This window comes from Desulfosporosinus paludis (assembly GCF_045689965.1).
GTDB classification, from domain to species: Bacteria; Bacillota; Desulfitobacteriia; order Desulfitobacteriales; family Desulfitobacteriaceae; genus Desulfosporosinus; species Desulfosporosinus paludis.
In genome coordinates, this window is sequence record NZ_CP144211.1 from 3,502,480 (window position 1) to 3,521,673 (window position 19,194).

Here is a 19,194-nt window from a genome sequence, read left to right on the forward strand (position 1 = left end):
TAAATAGGTTCCTAACTCTATTGTAAGACATGGCTTGGACATAACTTTGCAAAAATCAACAACACTCTTTAACTAAGCCAATAAATTAAATTGTACGGAGGACTTTAATTATGAGGCAAAAACTATTAGATAAAATCAAAGTAAACAATTTACGGTAGGGGTTGTAGGTTTAGGTTATAGAGTCGAGAGCACGGTCCTGCTATGGTTTTTCGTAAGCTTTAGGAGAAACTTGGGTTACATAAGATCATCGCTGGGTTATCAGATCAACGTGACATGACTATCGATATTTAAGGAGCTATTTATATTTGCTATTCCTAATAAGATCCTTTACATTACTGCTTTTTTAATCAGGCACGTAATTTCTAACTGGCACTTAACATTAACGTTAGCGATACGGCTTTTTATTATTTGTCAATCCCACCAAATAGTCGATGCTGGTTTTATAGAACTCAGCAAGTATAATCAGCGAGGTACTAGGAATATCCAGGACACCGCTTTCATATCTTGAATAGGTAGTTTGACTTATCTTCAACAAGGTTGCAAGGTTTTTCTGGGTCAAATCCCTGTCTTCTCTTAAATCACGTAATCGTTGGTACATGTGCATACACCTCAGGAATCATTTTATATTATGCAATAATCGCATATTGATTTTTATGCAAAAAACGCATAAAATGATTAGTGTAACCTGGCAGTGAGGTGATGTACAATGGTGGATTACAAAGAGATGTACAGTATATTATTCAACAAAATGACAGATATCATCGAAGAAATTCAGCAGATCCAGCGTCAAACTGAGGAGATGTACATTTGCGGCAAAGACAGGGAATTTATTCTGCTGAAGTCAGGCAACGATCTTGATCAATCAAAGAAGGAAGAATGATTCATTGAAGCAGAATTATCTTGACATATTAAGCATGGAAACCTTAGAATAAGTTTTATAGAAAAGTAACTAACTAGTTACATACCTGATTAATTTGGGAGGACGTCTTATGCATAACATCGAACATACGACACCGAAAAAGGGGGATGGTCGGGAACAACGCTCTGAGGAGAGCCGTGGACGGATCTTGAATTCGGCAACGAAGATTTTTGCCGAGAAGGGGTTTGATGGATCTCGGATTGATGAGATCGCTGAGGATGCGGGAATTAATAAGCGAATGCTCTATCATTATTTCGGCAACAAGGAAGATCTCTATGTGGAAGTTTTGCGTTTCAACTACGATAAAATCTACACCATGAGCAAGAATGCTTTCATTTTAGCGGATGATCCCAAAGAGAATGTGACCAGGGCAATTCGGGCTTACTTCTATTTTTTGGCCAACAACGAGGCGTTTGTACGGCTGATCAGTTGGGAAGCGCTGAATGGTGGTCGGTTTGCACGGAAGGTGATTCCTCAATTCTTTGAATTGGTGGAGTTAGAGTTTGACGGCATTATTAAGGATGGGATTAAGCGGAAGTTTATCCGAGCGGATATTGACATTCGTCAGGTGATCCTTAGTGTTCAGGCGTTGTGTCTCGTTTATTTTAATCGGCGGGAGATCGTTCAGCCTCTCTGGCAGGAGGATATGCTTTCTGAGGGGATGCTCGAAGCACGCTTGCAGCACATACTGAAGCTTATTTTTGAGGGAATCTTTATGTCATAAGGAGGAAGAGAGTCGTGGATGCCTTAGCTAAAATCAATGTTAAAAAAGTCGGTGCTTTTATTTTGTTTATAGCGATTATTGGAGGAAGTCTGCTTATATTTAACCGCTATTTTTATCAACACGAGGTTGCCTTGGCTGGTGAACAGCAGAGTCTGACGGCGACAGGAACCCTTGAAGCTACGGATGTCATGGCTTCATTCAAAGTCCCCGGTAAGCTGGAGAAAACCCTTGTCGCTGAGGGGAGTAAAGTAGATGCCGGGCAGGAGATAGCTTCTTTGGAAGGCTCAGAGATTAGTTCTGATGTTGTCACTGCTCAGGGTGCGTATAATGCGGCGGTTGAAGAGGCGCAGCGGGCAGCTGATGCGGTCCCTTTAACAAGCCAACAGGTGGAAAGTACGATAACCCAGGCTCAAGCTCAAGTGACTCAGGCTGAAATAGGAGTTAAAGATGCTAAATCCTCCTTAGACCGGGCTACTGCCTTATTTAAAGGGGATGCTATACCGCAGAAAACCTTGGATGATGCCACGAATGCCTATGACTTGGCCCAGAGCAAGCTGCAGCAAGCCCAAGCCGCCCTTGATCAGGCTTTGTCTGCTCGGACCAACGTAACCCTTGCTCAGACCCAATATCAGGCTGCTCAGGGGTCGGTGACACAGGCCAGTGGAGCTGTTCAAAAAGCCAGTGCCTATCTCAATGATACCCATTTGCTTTCCCCAATGTCCGGTTTCATCACTCAAAAATACCTTCAAGCCGGTGAAATGCTGAATGCGGGCACTCCGGTCTATGAGATTACAGATTTGGCCCATCCTTATGTGAATGTTTACATAAGCGAAGCTAAAATTGGGCGTGTCCACCTGAATCAAGATGCGGAGATTACTGTGGATGCCTTCCCAGGACGGGTCTTTAAAGGGAAAGTGGTCTTAATCAATGGAGCCGGGGAATTTGCCGTAAAGAAAGCGATCAATGAACAGTATGAGCATGATATTGAGAGTTTCCAGGTCAAGATTGATGTGCTTAATCAGGATTTAGCCCTGAAGACGGGGATGACCGCCAAGGCTAAAATCGTAGAGGAGGCCAAGTAGGGATGGAGCCTGTCATTAGGGTTAATAATCTGGTGCAGAAAATAGGCCGCAAAATACTGTTCAAGGGCATATCCTTTGAGGTACTGCCTGGAGAATGTTTGGGGATCTTTGGCACTCGTGGAGCGGGAAAGACGTCTCTTGCACATATTTTAGCGGGGGTTGACCGTTTTACCTCTGGGCAGGTCGAACTATTGGGCTGGAATATCCGAAAAACTGAGAAGTTTAAGCGGGAATTGGGGCTTGTGACTCAGGAGTGTAGTATGTTTCGGGATATGACGGTGATCGAAAATCTTGATTTTATTGCGGCTTTAAAGAAGGCGCCGCGGGCCAATGTGCGTGAGATGATTGAGCGTTATCAACTCCAGGAATATCTGTCTAAGCCGGTAGCTGTCCTGGAGATTGGAGTTCTGCAGCGGCTTTCTCTGGCTTGTGCTCTGCTCAATCGACCGAAAGTATTAATTGTCGATGAAATCGTGAACGACATTGATTTATACTCGCGCAGCCTTATCTTAAAGGAATTGAAACAATTCCTGGCTGAAGGAGGAACTTGTGTCAGCACCTTCAGTAATTTTGAGATTTGTGACTATGTAAACAAAGTGGCTTGGCTGGAGGGTGGAGAGATGAGTCTCTATGAACTGGAAGCTGCCTTGGCAGAGTGGGAAAGGCAGAAGAAATTTTACACAGAACAGAGTGGTTGCTGTCATGCTTAGACAATGCCGGGCAATTATGGAGCGTGAATTATTTTACATGTGGCGGGACAAGAGCCTGCGCAATATTTTGCTTATCGGTCCGCTGCTGGGGTTGCTGCTGTTCGCAGGGGTCTATAGCTACCAGCGAATCGGTAATATTTCCACCGGGATTGTGGACTTGGATAATAGCAGCGCTAGTCGGCAAGTTGTCACGGAACTGAAGAATACGCAAAATTTGCAGGTGGTTGCTTATTTTGACAGTTATGCTCAGTTGGAGGAGGCTATTAAAAGAGGCCAGGTGATTGTTGGGGTTGTTATTCCTGAGAATTATGGCAAGAATGTTGCTTTGCAGCGCCAGACCAAGGTAGCTGTGATGATTGATGGCATGAACATGGCTTATGCCACGAATGCCTCAAGTGCGGTACTGACGATTACTCGAACCTTGGGGGCTCAAGTCGGGATTCAAACCTTAATTGCTCAGGGGATTCAAGTGAATCAGGCCCAAGAGGCTTATCAGTCCATCGCCTTTCCGGAAGAGGCTTGGTTTAATCCCACCTTAAATTATGCCTATTTCATGGTGCTGGGTTTGGCCTTAAATGTCTGGCAGCAGTGCCTGACGCTGGCTTCTTGCATGACAGTGATTGGCGAGAATGGGCTGCGCAGCTGGCTTCAGATTAAAGCTTCCGGAGTATCTTCATTTAAGCTTTTTTTCAGCAAATCCCTTGTTCATATCGGTGTTTTCATGTTGTTGGTTTTCCCTCTGTATTTTCTGGCCTTTGTGGTCTTTAAGCTTCCTCTGGCCTGCGGATGGCCGAGCTTCCTGTTATTTACCTTCCTGTTTACAATTACTCTGCATAGCTTAGGCACGATGATGTCCAGCATTTCCCGAAATGCCGTGAATGCTTCCCGTTATGGGATGATTATCGCTCTGCCGGCTTTTGTGATCTCAGGTTATACCTGGCCCCTTGGGGCTATGCCGCATTGGTTCCAGTCTGCGGCTTGGGTCCTTCCCCAGACTTGGTTCTTTCAAGGTGTGAATTATCTGACCTTTAAAAATCCGGGTTGGGGATTTATGAGCCACTATTGTTTGGCGTTGGGACTAATGGCTGTCCTCTTCTATAGCGTTGCAGGGTTACGTCTGGTATTCGGCAGCGTTTCGCATAAGGGGTGATTGATGTGAAGCAGATCTTGAATATAGCTCATTATGAAATCGTACATATTTTAAAAGAGCGGGTGCTATTGCTGATGATCTTTATTGTACCGCTCCTTTATGCCTCGTTGTTCGGTTTGGTTTACGTCTCCAGCATTCTGCAGCATGTGCCGCTGGGGATTGTTGATCTGGATCATTCTCAGGAAAGTCGGGCAGTTGTTTCGGCCTTTGAGAATACCCCGAACTTCCAGGTGATACCGGAAGTGGCCACCTATGCCGGCTTAGAGGCGGGAATGAAAAACGGAACGGTGCGTGCGGGTGTCGTGATCCCCGAAGATTATTCCCAAAAATTGTCTCAGCATCAACTTACCCAGATCCTGACCATCTATGATGGGTCCAACCTGATTTATGGCTTCAATACACGCAAGTATTTTCAGCAAGTGCTCAATACCTTCAGTGCAGACCATACGGCTGCTTACCTCAGTGGGTTGGGTATGACAAAGCAAGAGATAACCAATGTTATGGATACAGTTTCTTTTAGTATGGAGGTTTGGTATAATCCAACCTTCAGCTACGCTACCTTTATCTTTATGGGCCTGGCCCTGATGATTTTCCAACAGATTGGTCTTTTAGGTATTGGTTTAACAGTTACGCGGGAGAAGGAACAAAACTCTTGGATTCAGTTTCTGAGTGCGCCAGTTCCCCAATGGAAGATCTTTAGCGGTAAAGCTTTACCTTATTTTATTGCCAACTTTTTCAATTACGGTTTATTGATGTGGATTGCTGCCCGCTTTGTTAATGCTAAGATTGAAGGCTCGGTGGCTTTGATCCTCCTGCTGGGGCTGCTGTTTGATTTAATTGTTGTCTCATTAGGGTTTATCGTTTCCGTTTATGTACCTAATTCTCTCTTGGTGACCCGTTATCTTATGCTGATTTCGATTCCCATTTTTGTCGCTTCCGGCTATTCCTGGCCCAGTACTCATATCCCGGCTGTCATTAACTGGCTGGCTCGGCTTATGCCTTACACTTGGATGGCCGAAAGCTTCCGTCTGGCTACGGTAAAAAATTTGGGGTTCGATTATATCGTTGATAAGGTTATGGTGTTGATCGTCATGGCAGCAGTGAGTTCTTTCTTTGCCTTGACTTTCTCCAAGCGCAGAAAACCGCCGGCTCAAACTGGAGTGGCGGTCAATGGCGGTGTTGATTATCCTGATAAGCGGCTTTTGAGCTGACGACTCTGGCATAGAGTTTAATTGCGCCCATATTGTTGGAATCATATGGGCGCAAGAGCTCACTGCTCTTCTTCCCTCGACTCAGGATTATTCGATTCGAATTCGTCACTTTTAAGATCATCGGGTTCTAACGTATTGGTTTCAGAAACTGCGATATCAGTCTCATTAGTCTCATCAGCCTTAAGCTGAGCGTTCTCTGTTGATATATCCCTTAGTCTGAGATAATTCCAGAGCTTTTGATTGAGCATACCGACCCCAAACAAAAGGAGAGCGATACCGCCATAGACACCGATTGGCTCATAAATTCCCGGCAGCAATTGGCTGGGAATCAATTGGCTGGTAACTGTAACAGCAGGGTATCCTTGGGCAACATATTGAGCCACAGCTTTTTGGAACAAAACAATGTTTGTCACTAAATAGGCAAGTCCCATTAAAGCTACAACAATAGAGGCAATATACAATACGAGTGAACCGGCGGGACCCTTGGACTTTTTCAGTGATCCATCTTTTTTTAATTTCATGGGAATTATAGCTCCTTCACATAAATTAATTTAACGTCAAATAGGTTTAGGGGTATGGGTTCAATTCTAGTATAACCAGAGGCGGACATTTTACGGCTCCTTTTCTTTTTTTTAACGCACATTGTAATTATAAGCTTCTTTTGTGACAGTTTTGTGATGATGGGTTGTAATTTAGAAGAATTCCCGAAAGTTTCAATATGCTTTCGGTCGACAAAACAGAGTAAATGCGATTTACTACTTTAACTCATTGTCCTGTTGCTAACTGTGACAAAGTTAGCATATAATAAAAGCATAATTAAGTCAGAATTTTGCACAGGAGTGATGAATAATGATCATTAAACCCACATCTGCGTTGAGGACAGAGCTTGGTGAAATAACAAAAATATGTAAGGAAAAGTCTGAACCTGTTTATTTGACCAAAAATGGTGAGGGCGAGTTGGTTGTAATGAGCATTGCCGCGTTTGAACGTAGAGAAGCAATGCTAAATCTAAGAGCCAAGTTGTTAGAGGCTGAACAACAACGTCTTAGTGGCGCACCAACCTACACTACAGATGATGTGAGAGAATATATCAGAGGTCTGTGTAATGAGCAGGTATAAGGTTAAGATACTACAGATTGCTCGTGAAGACATTGGGGAAATATTCTTTTACATTGCTGCAGACAGTTCGGAATTGGCGCTTGCCATGATTGATAAGATTACTGACAAAATTGATATGCTTGCAGAGCTTCCGCTTGTTGGTAAAATTGTACCAGATAATGAGTTGGCAAAACAAGAATACCGTATGCTAATTATCGAAAGCTACATTGTTTTTTATAAGCTGATTGATGACGAGGTTGTAATATACAGAGTACTTCATGGGATGCGGGATTATCCCAACTTATTGACACAAATTAAGAGATAAAATCAAAAAGCAGGAATGCCGAAACATATGGGGGGTTATGTGGTTTGTGATGCCTGCATTTTCAACATATTTATTAATCTGTCGAACTGAGTTGAGATGATTTCAGTTAATCGAAAAAGAAAAAAGTTTCGTGGTTTACCCCACGAAACTTTTTTATGGCTGTTTTCAGTTGGCCGAATTTATCATATTGACTAGTTGACTACGTATGTAACTGGACATTAGATTATATCCCGCGTCGTTGGGATGAAGGCCGTCCGTTAATATGTCAGCTAAAGCAGATTGATCGGTTGGAAAAGCACTCCACACATCTAATAAGGTTACCTTATTATTAATAGAGACGATAGTAAGTGCAGATCGAATGCCTTTAAATAAGGATTCATCGGAAGAGACCATAGGGGGTTCAACGATGCAAAATATATCTGCATTGGGAGCTTTCCGTTTAATGAGCTGGACTAGTTGAGTGTATTTTAGGCAGAACTGATCAGACGTATAATAGTTTCTATCGTTCCTTCCTACACAAATAAAGACAACGTCTGTAGTTTCGTCTATTTCTTCAGCTCTCTGCAAACAATAATCTACAAGGGTTCCAGATGAAGCTTTATTATTCCAAAGTATATTATGTGAATATATTTTGGTCAATGATGTCATAAGTTCAGAAACCCACCCTGTCGTTGAAGGATTCGAAGCGCCTTGACTGACTGCTATTGAGTCTCCGAGAATAACAGCCTTGATGTTATCGTTTTTTAATTTTTTAATACCGGTTAGGGAATGGGCATTGGCAACAGTTGAAGTGGTCAGGGTAGCCTGTGCTCCATGTACAGTTTTCGGAATCCAAAAGTTTGCCATTGATAAGACGATTGTTAAGGATAAGAATATTGCTGCTTTGTTTTTCATGGCTGTTAGTTTTTCTCTCTTTCTGGTACTAAATTGATATTTTTTGATTAAACGGTCTGTCAATAGATTACTCCACTCTTAATAATCCCATAAATCTGTTGCGAAGTAAGGGGAAATTTGTCTAAAAAACAGAGAAATTCTCTATTAATATCGATGAAAAAGAAAAGCACGGACAAAACTGTTCGTGCTTTTCTCGATTCTATAACCAAAGTTAACCAAACACAGCCGGATAATATGTGACCCAGCCACCGCTTAAATCTTTAACGCGTGTAAATCCGTGCTGCGTTAAAATCCGATAGGCAATATAACCTCGCAGCCCGATCTCGCAGTAAACCACAATATCTTTATCTTTAGGAAGCTCGGATAAGTGATTACGTAGGTCATCGATGGGGATATGGACCGAGCCGAGAATAAATTTCCCTCTGCGTTCTTCTTCCGTCCGTACATCGATGATACAGACCTCTTTGGGGTTCATTTTTCTTAGCTCGTGCCATTGAATCGTCTGGACATCTCCATTGATAATGTTTTCAGCCACATAGCCAGCCATGTTCACCGGATCCTTTGCCGATGAGAAGGGTGGGGCATAGGCCAACTCGAGTTCCTGTAAATCATAGATAGTGCCTTGGCGGCGGATGACTCCGGCAATATCATCAATTCGCTTATCGACACCTTGAGCCCCGACGATTTGGGCTCCCAGAATCCGGCCGTCAGTTTTGTCAAAGATAAGTTTAAGGGATAACCTGGCGAATCCGGGATAATACATGGCATTGGAAGCGGAGTGGGTAAAGGATACTTCATAGGGGATTCCCAGTTTGCTGAGCATTTTTTCATTGGCGCCGGTTGTAGCTGCCACTAGGTCAAAAACCTTGGCAATAGAGGTGCCTTGGGTCCCTTTATACTGACTATTCCGTCCGGCAATAATGTCGGCGACAATGCGGCCTTGTTTATTGGCAGGTCCAGCTAGGGGGATGAGCGCGGCTTGTCCGGTGACTAAGTGTTTGACTTCGATGGCATCACCGACGGCGTATATATTCGGATCTGATGTCTGGAGTTTTTCATTAACTTTGATTCCTCCCAGATCTCCGATGGCCAGGCCGGCTTCTTTAGCCAATTTGATTTCAGGTTTCACCCCAATAGCTAAGATCGTTAAATCTGTTTGTACTTGCTCACCGCTTTGGAGGGTGATGACCGTTTTATTTTCTTCTTTAGCAAAGGATTTTACTCCGTCTTCCAAGATAAGGTTGACACCTTTGTTGAAGATTTGCTCATGGAGAATTGCAGCCATTTCATAATCCAGAGGAGCCATGACCTGATTGCTCATTTCGATAATCGTAGTGGCTACGCCTCTTGCTTGGAGATTCTCGGCCATTTCCAGGCCGATAAAGCCGCCGCCCACGACAGCTGCGGTTTGCGGCTTCTGCTCATCGATATAGCGTTTAATCCGATCAATATCTGTGACACTGCGCACGACAAGGGATTCGATATCGTTGATTCCGGGAATCGGCGGACGAAGCGGAGCGGCTCCGGGAGAAAGTATCAATTGATCATAAGATTCCCGATAGATCTTGCCACCGGCTTCTTGGACTTCAACGACTTTTTCTTCAGGAAAAATACGGGTGACCTCACTGAAAATCCGCACATCCAGGTTAAAGCGTTTTTTCATACTTTCGGGTGTTTGCACAAGAAGTGCACTCCGCTCAGTGATGACTCCGCTGACATAATACGGCAAGCCGCAATTAGCGTAGGAAATATGTTCTCCGCGTTCAAAAATAATGATTTCCATCTCTTCATCCAAACGGCGCAAGCGGGCGGCAGCGCTGGCTCCTCCAGCAACTCCCCCAACAATGAGTACCTTTTTGCTCATCACAAACTTCTCCTTCAGCTAAAAGATTTAAACCGAGTTTATGAATTTATGAAAATAATAACATGATTATTGGCATTTGACAATAATCATGTTATTCTAATTCGTGATAACACAGCTGTTAAGTGAAAGGAGAATCTTATGCCTAGGCCAGTTAAATGGAGAAGGGTTGAGTATATTCCCGAAAATAAATATTTTGCCCCCTGTCCCAAGGGAAAATGTGATCGCTTAGAGGGAATTGAAGAGGTTCAACTTAAAATAGAAGAGCTAGAAGCCATGAGGTTAAAGGATATAGAAGAACTCAGCCAGGAAGAGTGTGCCGCAAGGATGCAGATCTCCAGGCAAACCTTTCAGAATATCATTGATGAGGCAAGGAAGAAGGTCGCCGGAGCCTTGATAGAAAATAGGGCGATCACCATCGGTGGAGGACATTATACGAAAAATGTCTGTAATTTCCGATGTATCTCCTGTGGGAATGAAATGAATACGACCTATGAGGAACAAGGGCCTGTATGCCAGTATTGCGGTTCCCATAAGATCGTGTGTAATAAGCAGCAATGTATTACCGAATGTGAAAAGTAAGAGCTGCTGGACCACACAGCAGCTTTAAAGGCATCGGGTTTGCCCCGATGCCTTACTGATTTTCTGCACTGCCTAAGGGGATGGGTTATACGGCAGGTGGATCGTAGAGGTCATCTGTCGTTGTTTCGATAATTTTCGCATCTCGTTTGGAAACCAGGTCACCGCCGGAGGTGAGGAAAATATTTTTGGCGATGATTAAATCCATGACGGTTTCAATCTCAGCGGCTGTCAAATCGGCCTTAGGTTGGGGCAGCGTAATTGTTACGGCACTGCCGGAAGCGTTGTTAAAGCTCAGGCGCAAAACTTTTTTATTGGTGCTGGCCATTGGCACTCCTCCTTTCTTTTATTACTCGGTTAAATCAAGGCGATTGTCCCGGCGCACTCCAACTAAGGGGTAATCTTGGAGTCCATAGAGGGCAACGGCCACGTCATAGACGTCTTGGTCGGAGCTGGCCGATTTGACATTGCCAATGCTGCGCTGACTGAGTTTGGGTGAGCCTTGGGCAGTCAAACCAACTTGATAGGTGACGACCATCACTGAGTCTCTCGCGTTACTGATTATTGCCATACACATGCTCCTTTCTATACTATTGGGCAGAATTCTCGATACAAAAACAGTCGCTTCTGCCGACTGTTCGTAATGGCAGGAGATTCAAAATCTTAGGGCTGATAGGGATGGTAAGTGAATTGCTCCCTGCCTGAGAATGCTTGTCCTAATTCCAGTATATTGACTTGGGCCTATTCCTGTCACAACGCGGGGAAAGACCGGGAATGGAATCACACCTGGGCTAATCGATGAAGTCTGACCACTCCCCGCCAACTGCTTCGGCAATCCGCTTTGCCCATGCTGGGCTCATCTGACGTTTTCCCCGCTCTAAATCACTGATGATATTAGCAGGGATGCCGCTCTTCTCAGCTAACTCTTTTTGGGTCCCAATGTGCGCGTCAAGGCGGGCCTTTCTCACTTTTTGGCCGGCATAGTTTATTTGGCTTCTTGCTTTCAAACTTAAGATCCTCCATCCTTAGGTTATAGTTTTCCTTAGGCGACTTTATTAAGGATTTCGTTTCAGACCTGCTTTGAAAAAGTTAGAGGGACGCCTCCTTAGATAATTCTTTCCTATTATATGAGCCTGTCCTTAGATACGTTCTGGATGATAAAAGGCTGCTTGCTTTCTTTTTCGTCATTATTTCCGGCAATTCCAACTGAGGTATCCTAAGGCCCGGCAAAGGCTTATTTTGGGTCTTGACAGGCGTCGTAAACAGAGGTAAGTTTAGTTATGCCTGCAAACAATCTGCATGCGAACGGTTGCAGTACAAACACAAGGGGGATTGGAATGAAAAGAGTTGTTTTAGTCATGCTAGCCATAGTTGTTGGGCTGACCGGCTGCGGGACGGCAGGGGCAGGCCAACCAAGCGAGCAAGCAAGCGCCAGTGTTCAAACAAATAAGCCGGTTTATATTATGGCCGGGATTCTTGACGCCAACGATAAGGCTCAGATCACGTCGAAAATCGCAGCCAAAGTAGCTGCTATCTCCGTGGACGTTGGTTCCGTAGTCAAAAAAGGGGATACGCTGATTACCTTGGATACGAAGGATATCGAAGACCAAGTAGCCCAGGCTCAAGCTGCGGTGGATACTGCTCAAGCAAATTTGGTCAAGACTCAGGTTGGATCGCGTCCTGAGCAGATTTCGCAAGCTCAGGCCCAGTTGGACGCTGCCAAAACTGCTTATACAAATGCTCAAACGAATTATGATCGGAATCAACAGCTTGCTTCTGCCGGTGCAATCTCGCAAGCTCAATTGGAAACCGCTCAAACCCAGCTGTCGGCTGCTCAGGCCCAGTATAACTCGGCCCAAGACTCGCTGACTATGCTGAGCAAAGGAGAAACCCAAGAAACCATCAATGTTTTGCAAGCTCAAGTCAAACAAGCCCAAGCCGCCCTGGACTTAGCCAAAACTCAGCTTGCCAATGGAACGATTGTCGCCCCAATTTCGGGTACTATTAGTGCAAAAAATATCAATATTGGAGAATTAGCCTCTCCAGGAGTGGCGTTGCTTTCCGTCGTCAATGATGACTCCTTATTCGTAAGCGCTTCATTGCCAGCCGGACTTGTTGGAAGCGTGAAGGCCGGTCAGGAGGTCCTGGTGAAGGTCTCAGAAATTCCGGATAAAGAATTTGTTGGAGAAGTTGCTTCGGTTGATCCTGTGATTGATTCACGGAGCACAAGCGTGTTGGCAAAAATCCAAATTAAGAATCCGGACCCTGTCTTAAAGCCTGGCATGCTGGCAGAAATTGGCCTTAAAAAGTAAGGAGAGGCGAGAAGAGTATGGAAAAACGTAAAAAGATAATTTACTTAATTCTTACGGTAATGGTTATAGCCTTTGCCGGTATCGGTGGATATTACTGGTATCAAAATACTTATTATGTTTCGACAGACGATGCGACAGTAGAGGGCGACATTGCCAATGTGAGTCCCCAGATTTCCGGAAAACTTTTAGAATTAAACATCGAGGAAGGCGATACGGTTGTTAAGGATCAGATTATCGGACGCCAAGGTCTGAGTGATCCTCAGGAAACCAACATCGACCAAACAGTTCTTAGAGCACCGATCAACGGAATTGTGATTAAAAAGCAAGGTATGATCGGAGAAATCGTTTCCCCAGGACAGACGGTAGCGATGATTGTTGATCCTTCCAAACTTTACATCACGGCGAATCTTGAGGAAACAAAACTCGGCAAGGTTAAGCAAGGTCAAAAAGTAGATATTACGATTGATCAATTTGGCAATAAAGTGTTTACCGGTAAGGTTAAATACGTTGGGCAGGCTTCGAATGCCACGTTTGCCCTGCTTCCGACATCGACAAGCGGAACGTTTACCAAGGTTGTGCAAAGGATACCGGTTAAGATTGAATTTGATAAAGTCGATACGTCCTTACTGCCAGGTACAAATGCTGTTGTGAATATTCACATTAAGTGATGAGGTGAAATGAGTATGACAGAACATCACCCAACAGAAAGCGCAGGTGACGGGGCGTATAAGTGGTTTGCCTTGTTTGTGGTTGTCATAGGCACTTTTATGGTTATGTTGGACAGCAGTATCGTTAATATCGCGATTCCCAAAATGATGAGCGTTTTTGGCGCAGATTTGGATTCCGTCAAGTGGATATTAACGGGTTACACTTTGGCTATGGGTGCCATAGTACCTATAACAGGGTTTTTAAGCGATACGATTGGAATCAAGAAACTCTTTATGTTTGCCTTGAGTATTTTCACTATAGGCTCCTTTCTCTGCGGTTTTGCCTGGAGTAATAACGTGATGATTGTCTTCAGGGTTATCCAGGCAATTGGCGGCGGAGCGATTATGCCGGTCGGAATGTCTTATATTATGCAGATTTTCCCCCTCCATGAGCGAGGCAAGGCTTTAGGTTTCTGGGGGATTGCCTCAATGGCTGCCCCGGCTATTGGGCCTACCTTAGGAGGATATATCATTCAAGCCATGGATTGGCGGTTCATTTTCTATGTCAATGTTCCGATTGGAATATTTGGAGTTTTATTTGCAAGTATTTTGCTCAAAGAACCTCCGCTCAAACCCTATAAAGGGAATTTTGATTTTATTGGTTTTTTTTCCTCGGTTATTGGAATTGTAAGTCTCTTGTACGTTCTCGGTGAAGCGGATAATATTGATTGGGGAAATATTAAATTTCCGTTGTTAATTGCCTTAGGTTGTTTCAGTATGCTGATCTTTGTTGTTAATGAATTAATGCATCCTGATCCGCTGCTGGAATTGCGGGTCTTTAAGATTTATGATTTCTCGCTCAGTCAATTAATTACCACGATCACAATGCTGGCCCTAATGGGTGGAATGTATGTGCTTCCCCTGTTCCTGCAAAATTTACGAGGCTACACGGCGATGGAAACAGGACTGATCTTATTCCCGTCAGCGATTGCCTCCGGCTTAATGATGCCTGTCAGCGGTGCTATTTTTGACAGGTTTGGGGCGAAAGTGGTAACGATTCCCGGACTTTTAATCGTGGCCTATGCCACCTATAAAATGTCTCTGTTTAACATGGATACGCCGGCAGCAACCATTACCTTTATTGCCACCATTCGAGGTCTTGGACTGGGCCTTTCCATGATGCCCGTCAATACGGCGGCCATGAATGCTGTACCGAGGCATCTTTACCCTAAAGCGACGGCCTTGTCAACTACAGTTCGAAGTATTACTCAAGCTATGGCAATTACTTTTATGACGACGATCATCTCTACCAAGTCAAATTTCAACTATGCCAGACTTGCCGAGCAGATTACTCCCTTTAATCATACGGCAACGTATGCGACTAATCTTTTGCAAGGTGTGTTTATGAGTTCGGGTTTATCCCAAGGGGATGCTCAAGTATCGGCCTTTTCCACGCTTGGGCAGTTGATTTATGGTCAGTCTTATCTGGATGCCATGAATTATGCCATTGCAGTTACGGTTCCAGCAGTTTTCATCGCAGTTGTTTTAGTACTCATGATGAGGCCCAAAAAAGCGACCACCAAGAACAAGCCCAATACTAGTTTAGAAGGAGAGAAGGCAGCTCATGAACCAGAAGCTGGATTCGCAGGCTTTATGGAGTAACCCTTCTGAACAAATCGTATTTCTATTTAAAGCCGTTCAAAAAATATATCGGGACCAAATTTTTGAAAAATCTCGGCAATATGGCTTTACCGGACCACAAATGGGTTTGATCCTTGGTCTGAGTAAGCACCCTTATATAACTTTGAACGAACTGAGTGAGTGTATAGGGTTGTCCAAAAGCACTGTTTCAGGGATTGTAAACCGTTTGGTTAATCAAGGAGTCGTCATCCGAGAAATCCCCGAGAACAATCGCAGAATTGTACGTTTATCTCTGACACCGGAATTTCAAGAGAACAATGTTATTAAGGAGCTTATCAACAAGTACATTGCGGATGCGCTTAAAGAAGCTAATGAAGAAGATCTGGAGAAAATAATTACTGGTCTGGAGGTATTGTACAGGCTATTAAGTAAAGGCAACGATCTAAGCAAAGGTAATGATTTATTGTAATTTCACCAGGGAAAGACTCAGAACGAGGAATCTACTCAACTGGGTCTTTTCTTTTCCTATTCATTGCTTACATATTGAGGAGAGAGCAGTTGCACAAGTTAGAGTTTTTTGTGCTGTTTGCAATATTATTAGTTAGTAGGAAAGAAGACGATCGATATGCAAGAGAATCGAAAAAATAGTTATTATGGCTGGTATATTGTTCTGGCGGCTTCGTTAATTACTCTGCTTACCGTGGGGTTTCGTTTGGGAGTCGGCCCTTTTGTTATTCCTATGATGAAAGATTTAGGGATATCCCGCACTCAATTTTCCTTAATCGCCGCAGTAAGTGCTTTAATGTATGGGTTAGGTATGCCTTTGGCTGGATTTCTAATCAAACGCTATAGTACACGTTCAGTGTTACTTGTGGGCATGGTTATCGTCTGTGGCTCTTTAATCTGGACGATTTTGGCGAAAAGCGAGGGATCTCTTCTTCTGTCCTTTGGGATTTTGCTTTCTATTGGGCTTTCGTTCTTAAGCCCCGTTGCAATGACTCCTATTATCAGCCGTTGGTTTGTACGGCAAAGAGGGAAGGCTTTATTTTACTTATCCAGCGGATCCATGGCGGGTATCGCCATCATGACTCCCTTGGAGACGATGTTGATCGAGGCCTGGGGTTGGCATAAAACGCTTTGGTTGTTTGCCGGGTTATTTATAGTGATCGTGGTTCCCTGTGCTCTGTTTGTAATGCGTGATGATGTACCGGAGGGGGCAGATCGTGAGAATGATGCGGTTAAACCAGACAAAACAGTTAAAGGTATTGATGGAAGGTCTAGCGTAAATAACCTTTCTAAGGTATCGGAAATGACCTGGCGGGATGCAGTAGGGACAAAAGCTTATTGGCAGATCGTTTTAGGACTCTTTACTTGTGGGTTTAGTATGAACCTTCTGGGTTCCCAAGGGGTTCCCATGCTTGTTGATCATCATTTTGATCCGATGACGGCGTCTTTTGGAATTGGGATCATCGGAATTGTAGCGATTTTCAGCACATTGCTCTTAGGCTCTATTGCGGATCGCTATGAACGCAAAATAATTTTGTTTTGGATTTATTTGGTACGTGGTCTTGGATTTCTCGGTTTAGTTTTGGCAGCCACCCCTTGGCAGCTGTATTCTGTAGGAGTTGCCGGCGGACTGGTTTGGGCAGGTTCTACAGCTATGTCTTCGGCGATTCTCAGTGATCTCTATGGGACAAAGCTGCTGGGTCTTTTGTATGGCTGGGCTTATTTTGGTCACCAAATTGGAGGAGCCATCGGGACTTTTCTAGGCGGCTGGGGATATGAAACCTTTGGGACGCATTTCTTTGCTTTTGGTTTAACAACACTTCTCCTATTAATGGCCAGTTGGATTTCCTATCGTCTGCCCGCGCGGTCTTCTAGATGGCCGATGGAGGAGAAGGGTGCTTCTCTGGGCTAGGATTAATAACGAAAAACTAATAATCTAAGAAGAAAAATCAGGAAATCCCTTGCGGAACCTCCTGATTTTTCTTCTTAGACTTTGAAGTCAGCTCTAACGCTAATAGTTATCTTCTTTGCTTATGACCTTAGAATGAAATAAGCAATGACAATAAGGCAAGTAACCACAACTCCAACGATAATGAGGAGGTCCTGACGTGTTGGTAAATGTAAGGGGGAATCTTTAAACCGTATCCATGGCATAAACTTTAACTCCTTACAATTGATGGATATTGGATTTCTATTCAACATTCAGACCGATATTCCTTTAAAATTAAGTAAGGTTCCTGGAAATTTTTTGTTGTGTACTTTTGATAGGCTCAGAATTTAGTCTTTAGTAAGTTTTATTTGACAAACGAAGCAGCCAAATGCTAAAATAACTAAATGTGGTGACTTCTCACCGCAACCGCTCGAATCAGGTGCAAACAGGTTTTTGATTGCTTAAAAACCGACCTGCAATGGCGAGTCTAGGGTATGGGAGGTGTATATATGTACGCAGTGATTGAAACTGGTGGAAAACAGTTCCGCGTCCAAGAAGGTGACGAGATTCTCGTTGAAAAATTGGAAGCTAATGTCGGAGATACCGTGACGATTGACAAAGTTCTTCTTGTGGAAAAAGAGGGTGTTGTCAAAGTAGGAGCCCCCGTTGTAGCAGGTGCTAGCGCAGTGCTTAAAGTTGTGGAGCACGGCAAAGGGGTGAAGGTTATTGTCTTCAAGTACAAAGCCAAGAAAAACTATCGCCGTAAACAAGGACATCGTCAGCCTTACACAAAAGTTCTTGTCGAAGCACTCCAAGCGTAAGGGACAGGATGGGATTTGCTTCTTAGTTTGGTCGGATGAGTTGGGGCGAATTCGTCGTTTTGAGCTGTCCGGTCATGCCGGTTATGCAGAAGCAGGCCAAGATATTGTCTGTGCGGGCGTCTCCGCGCTGGGTATTGCAGCGGTCAATGGGTTGGAATATTTTCTCTCGCAGGCACCTCAAGTTCAAGAAGGAGAGGGTTTTCTCTCTTGTAAACTGGTAGGAATCTCCGAGCAAGAATTAGAACAGGCCCAGTGGATTCTGCAGACCTTGAAGCTTGGTATTGAACAAATAGAATCGGCCTATGGGCCAGCGTATATATTAATTGATCAAAGGAGGTGGACTCCATGTTAAACATGAATCTGCAGCTCTTCGCCCATAAAAAAGGGGTGGGTAGTTCTCGAAACGGTCGGGACAGCAACGCGCAGCGTCTCGGGCTTAAGCGCGGTGACGGTCAATTTGTCACTGCTGGAACGATTATCGTACGCCAACGGGGAACGAAGTTTCATCCTGCTAAAAATTGCGGCCTCGGTAAAGATGATACCTTATTTGCTCTGATTGACGGTTACGTTAAATTTGAGCATAAAGACAGGACGCATAAACAAGTGAGCGTTTATGCTGAACGCAAAGTACCGGCGGCTATTGCCCAATAAGCAGCTTTTTTTACGCCCCTGGGTTTTTCCCCAGGGGTTTTTCGTGTACATATACAAGGGATATTTGACTTCGTAAATTTATACGGAATACTAAAGTTTTCCAATGAGGGGAACGATGACAATGTCAGATCTTGAACATAGTTTATTGTTGGATATGCTGCAATGGTATCGCCTTCAAAGACACGATTTTTTAAATCATTGGCAAGTAGTCATGGGCAATCTTCAGCTTCAGCAGCCAGAGAAAGCCCTCGGATACATGCGCGAACTGATAAGGCCTCAAGAAGAACAAAAGGCCGGTCAAATTCCAGTTCCTGTACTTTCGGCGATTCTACTCAGCTGGATTATTCGTCTCAGGCAGAATAACGTTGTTACTACTTTGGACTACCCTGAAGAGATGAAATTGGAGGACTTTTGGCTAAATCATTGGCGAGAAGAATATGGAATGGGCTTATTCGGGTACACTAGAGAATGTTTGGAGGTCTCGGAACGCTATAAGGGATTTCCGGATTTAAATTCTGAAGTATATTTGTTCGATGAGCCGGAAGGTTTTTCTTGTCAATTTATTCTGGAGGACGAGGAAAAGGTGCTTTTTGATAGGACAATGCGTTTTACGCGAGAGGTTACTGAATAGAT

25 protein-coding genes and 1 other annotated feature are annotated in these 19,194 nt (G+C 44.0%); of the genes, 18 read left to right on the forward strand and 7 right to left on the reverse strand.

All coding sequences use genetic code 11. The features are described 5' to 3' along the window. Positions 1–385: 385 nt before the first annotated feature. A complete protein-coding gene (locus VZF35_RS17420) occupies positions 386–598 on the reverse strand; it encodes a helix-turn-helix domain-containing protein (protein ID WP_407306908.1) in 213 nt (70 codons plus the stop codon). Between the two features lie 150 nt (positions 599–748). Here VZF35_RS17420 and VZF35_RS17425 point away from each other — a divergent pair, with 150 nt between their 5' ends. From VZF35_RS17425 to VZF35_RS17450, 6 genes are all read left to right on the forward strand, one after another. Further along, entirely contained in the window at positions 749–880 is a 132-nt protein-coding gene (locus VZF35_RS17425; RefSeq protein WP_407306910.1) for a hypothetical protein, read from the forward strand. Positions 881–989: 109 nt separating this feature from the next. After that, positions 990–1,643 (forward strand): TetR/AcrR family transcriptional regulator, encoded by a 654-nt coding sequence (locus VZF35_RS17430; RefSeq protein ID WP_407306912.1) that lies wholly within the window; start codon positions 990–992, stop codon positions 1,641–1,643. 14 nt (positions 1,644–1,657) lie between these two features. Next, positions 1,658–2,725, forward strand: a complete 1,068-nt coding sequence (locus VZF35_RS17435) for an HlyD family secretion protein (protein ID WP_407306914.1) — start codon at positions 1,658–1,660, stop codon at positions 2,723–2,725. Positions 2,726–2,727: 2 nt separating this feature from the next. Continuing rightward, positions 2,728–3,435, forward strand: coding sequence for an ATP-binding cassette domain-containing protein (locus tag VZF35_RS17440; protein WP_407306916.1), 708 nt, complete (start codon positions 2,728–2,730; stop codon positions 3,433–3,435). Then, positions 3,428–4,585 (forward strand): ABC transporter permease, encoded by a 1,158-nt coding sequence (locus tag VZF35_RS17445; RefSeq protein ID WP_407314684.1) that lies wholly within the window; start codon positions 3,428–3,430, stop codon positions 4,583–4,585. The genes VZF35_RS17440 and VZF35_RS17445 overlap by 8 nt, the downstream gene beginning before the upstream one ends. 5 nt (positions 4,586–4,590) lie before the next feature. After that, positions 4,591–5,796, forward strand: a complete 1,206-nt coding sequence (locus tag VZF35_RS17450; protein ID WP_407306918.1) for an ABC transporter permease — start codon at positions 4,591–4,593, stop codon at positions 5,794–5,796. 59 nt (positions 5,797–5,855) lie between these two features. Here VZF35_RS17450 and VZF35_RS17455 read toward each other — a convergent pair whose 3' ends face one another. Beyond that, the gene (locus VZF35_RS17455) at positions 5,856–6,317 is read right to left on the reverse strand and encodes a hypothetical protein (protein WP_407306920.1); all 462 of its coding nucleotides are present in this window, start codon (positions 6,315–6,317) and stop codon (positions 5,856–5,858) included. Between the two features lie 328 nt (positions 6,318–6,645). Here VZF35_RS17455 and VZF35_RS17460 point away from each other — a divergent pair, with 328 nt between their 5' ends. After that, positions 6,646–6,915 (forward strand): type II toxin-antitoxin system Phd/YefM family antitoxin, encoded by a 270-nt coding sequence (locus VZF35_RS17460; RefSeq protein ID WP_407306922.1) that lies wholly within the window; start codon positions 6,646–6,648, stop codon positions 6,913–6,915. Further along, on the forward strand, positions 6,902–7,219 hold the full coding sequence (locus VZF35_RS17465) for a type II toxin-antitoxin system RelE/ParE family toxin (protein ID WP_407306924.1): 318 nt from the start codon (positions 6,902–6,904) through the stop codon (positions 7,217–7,219). Before VZF35_RS17460 ends, VZF35_RS17465 begins: the two co-directional genes overlap by 14 nt. A gap of 165 nt (positions 7,220–7,384) precedes the next feature. Here the strand turns inward: VZF35_RS17465 and VZF35_RS17470 are convergent, their stop codons facing one another. Beyond that, the gene (locus tag VZF35_RS17470) at positions 7,385–8,176 is read right to left on the reverse strand and encodes an SGNH/GDSL hydrolase family protein (protein ID WP_407306926.1); all 792 of its coding nucleotides are present in this window, start codon (positions 8,174–8,176) and stop codon (positions 7,385–7,387) included. 148 nt (positions 8,177–8,324) lie between these two features. Further along, entirely contained in the window at positions 8,325–9,977 is a 1,653-nt protein-coding gene (locus VZF35_RS17475; RefSeq protein WP_407306928.1) for an FAD-dependent oxidoreductase, read from the reverse strand. Between the two features lie 138 nt (positions 9,978–10,115). Between VZF35_RS17475 and VZF35_RS17480 the strand changes: the two genes are divergently transcribed. Next, the gene (locus VZF35_RS17480) at positions 10,116–10,556 is read left to right on the forward strand and encodes a DUF134 domain-containing protein (protein ID WP_407306930.1); all 441 of its coding nucleotides are present in this window, start codon (positions 10,116–10,118) and stop codon (positions 10,554–10,556) included. An 85-nt stretch (positions 10,557–10,641) separates the two neighbouring features. Here VZF35_RS17480 and VZF35_RS17485 read toward each other — a convergent pair whose 3' ends face one another. From VZF35_RS17485 to VZF35_RS17495, 3 genes are all read right to left on the reverse strand, one after another. Beyond that, the gene (locus VZF35_RS17485) at positions 10,642–10,881 is read right to left on the reverse strand and encodes a DUF2922 domain-containing protein (RefSeq protein ID WP_407306932.1); all 240 of its coding nucleotides are present in this window, start codon (positions 10,879–10,881) and stop codon (positions 10,642–10,644) included. Positions 10,882–10,902: 21 nt separating this feature from the next. Further along, complete coding sequence (locus VZF35_RS17490; RefSeq protein ID WP_407306934.1) at positions 10,903–11,124, reverse strand: DUF1659 domain-containing protein; 222 nt, start codon at positions 11,122–11,124, stop codon at positions 10,903–10,905. A 220-nt stretch (positions 11,125–11,344) separates the two neighbouring features. Continuing rightward, on the reverse strand, positions 11,345–11,560 hold the full coding sequence (locus VZF35_RS17495; RefSeq protein WP_407306936.1) for a helix-turn-helix domain-containing protein: 216 nt from the start codon (positions 11,558–11,560) through the stop codon (positions 11,345–11,347). A gap of 330 nt (positions 11,561–11,890) precedes the next feature. Here VZF35_RS17495 and VZF35_RS17500 point away from each other — a divergent pair, with 330 nt between their 5' ends. The 9 genes from VZF35_RS17500 (at position 11,891) to VZF35_RS17540 (ending at position 19,192) form a co-directional block, all read left to right on the forward strand. Beyond that, positions 11,891–12,865 (forward strand): HlyD family secretion protein, encoded by a 975-nt coding sequence (locus tag VZF35_RS17500; protein ID WP_407306938.1) that lies wholly within the window; start codon positions 11,891–11,893, stop codon positions 12,863–12,865. A 17-nt stretch (positions 12,866–12,882) separates the two neighbouring features. Beyond that, on the forward strand, positions 12,883–13,533 hold the full coding sequence (locus VZF35_RS17505) for an HlyD family secretion protein (protein ID WP_407306940.1): 651 nt from the start codon (positions 12,883–12,885) through the stop codon (positions 13,531–13,533). A 15-nt stretch (positions 13,534–13,548) separates the two neighbouring features. After that, entirely contained in the window at positions 13,549–15,174 is a 1,626-nt protein-coding gene (locus tag VZF35_RS17510) for a DHA2 family efflux MFS transporter permease subunit (protein ID WP_407306942.1), read from the forward strand. Beyond that, complete coding sequence (locus VZF35_RS17515; RefSeq protein WP_407306944.1) at positions 15,137–15,622, forward strand: MarR family winged helix-turn-helix transcriptional regulator; 486 nt, start codon at positions 15,137–15,139, stop codon at positions 15,620–15,622. Before VZF35_RS17510 ends, VZF35_RS17515 begins: the two co-directional genes overlap by 38 nt. A 156-nt stretch (positions 15,623–15,778) precedes the next feature. Then, complete coding sequence (locus VZF35_RS17520) at positions 15,779–17,071, forward strand: MFS transporter (RefSeq protein ID WP_407306946.1); 1,293 nt, start codon at positions 15,779–15,781, stop codon at positions 17,069–17,071. Between the two features lie 432 nt (positions 17,072–17,503). Beyond that, positions 17,504–17,588, forward strand: a sequence feature (ribosomal protein L21 leader region). Positions 17,589–17,598: 10 nt separating this feature from the next. Then, on the forward strand, positions 17,599–17,910 hold the full coding sequence (gene rplU, locus VZF35_RS17525) for a 50S ribosomal protein L21 (RefSeq protein WP_407306948.1): 312 nt from the start codon (positions 17,599–17,601) through the stop codon (positions 17,908–17,910). A gap of 13 nt (positions 17,911–17,923) precedes the next feature. Then, entirely contained in the window at positions 17,924–18,262 is a 339-nt protein-coding gene (locus tag VZF35_RS17530) for a ribosomal-processing cysteine protease Prp (RefSeq protein WP_407314686.1), read from the forward strand. Continuing rightward, positions 18,256–18,561: a 50S ribosomal protein L27 gene (gene rpmA, locus VZF35_RS17535; protein WP_407306950.1), complete on the forward strand. Its 306-nt coding sequence runs from the start codon at positions 18,256–18,258 to the stop codon at positions 18,559–18,561. Before VZF35_RS17530 ends, rpmA begins: the two co-directional genes overlap by 7 nt. A 121-nt stretch (positions 18,562–18,682) precedes the next feature. Beyond that, on the forward strand, positions 18,683–19,192 hold the full coding sequence (locus tag VZF35_RS17540; RefSeq protein ID WP_407306952.1) for a Spo0B domain-containing protein: 510 nt from the start codon (positions 18,683–18,685) through the stop codon (positions 19,190–19,192). Positions 19,193–19,194: the final 2 nt, after the last annotated feature.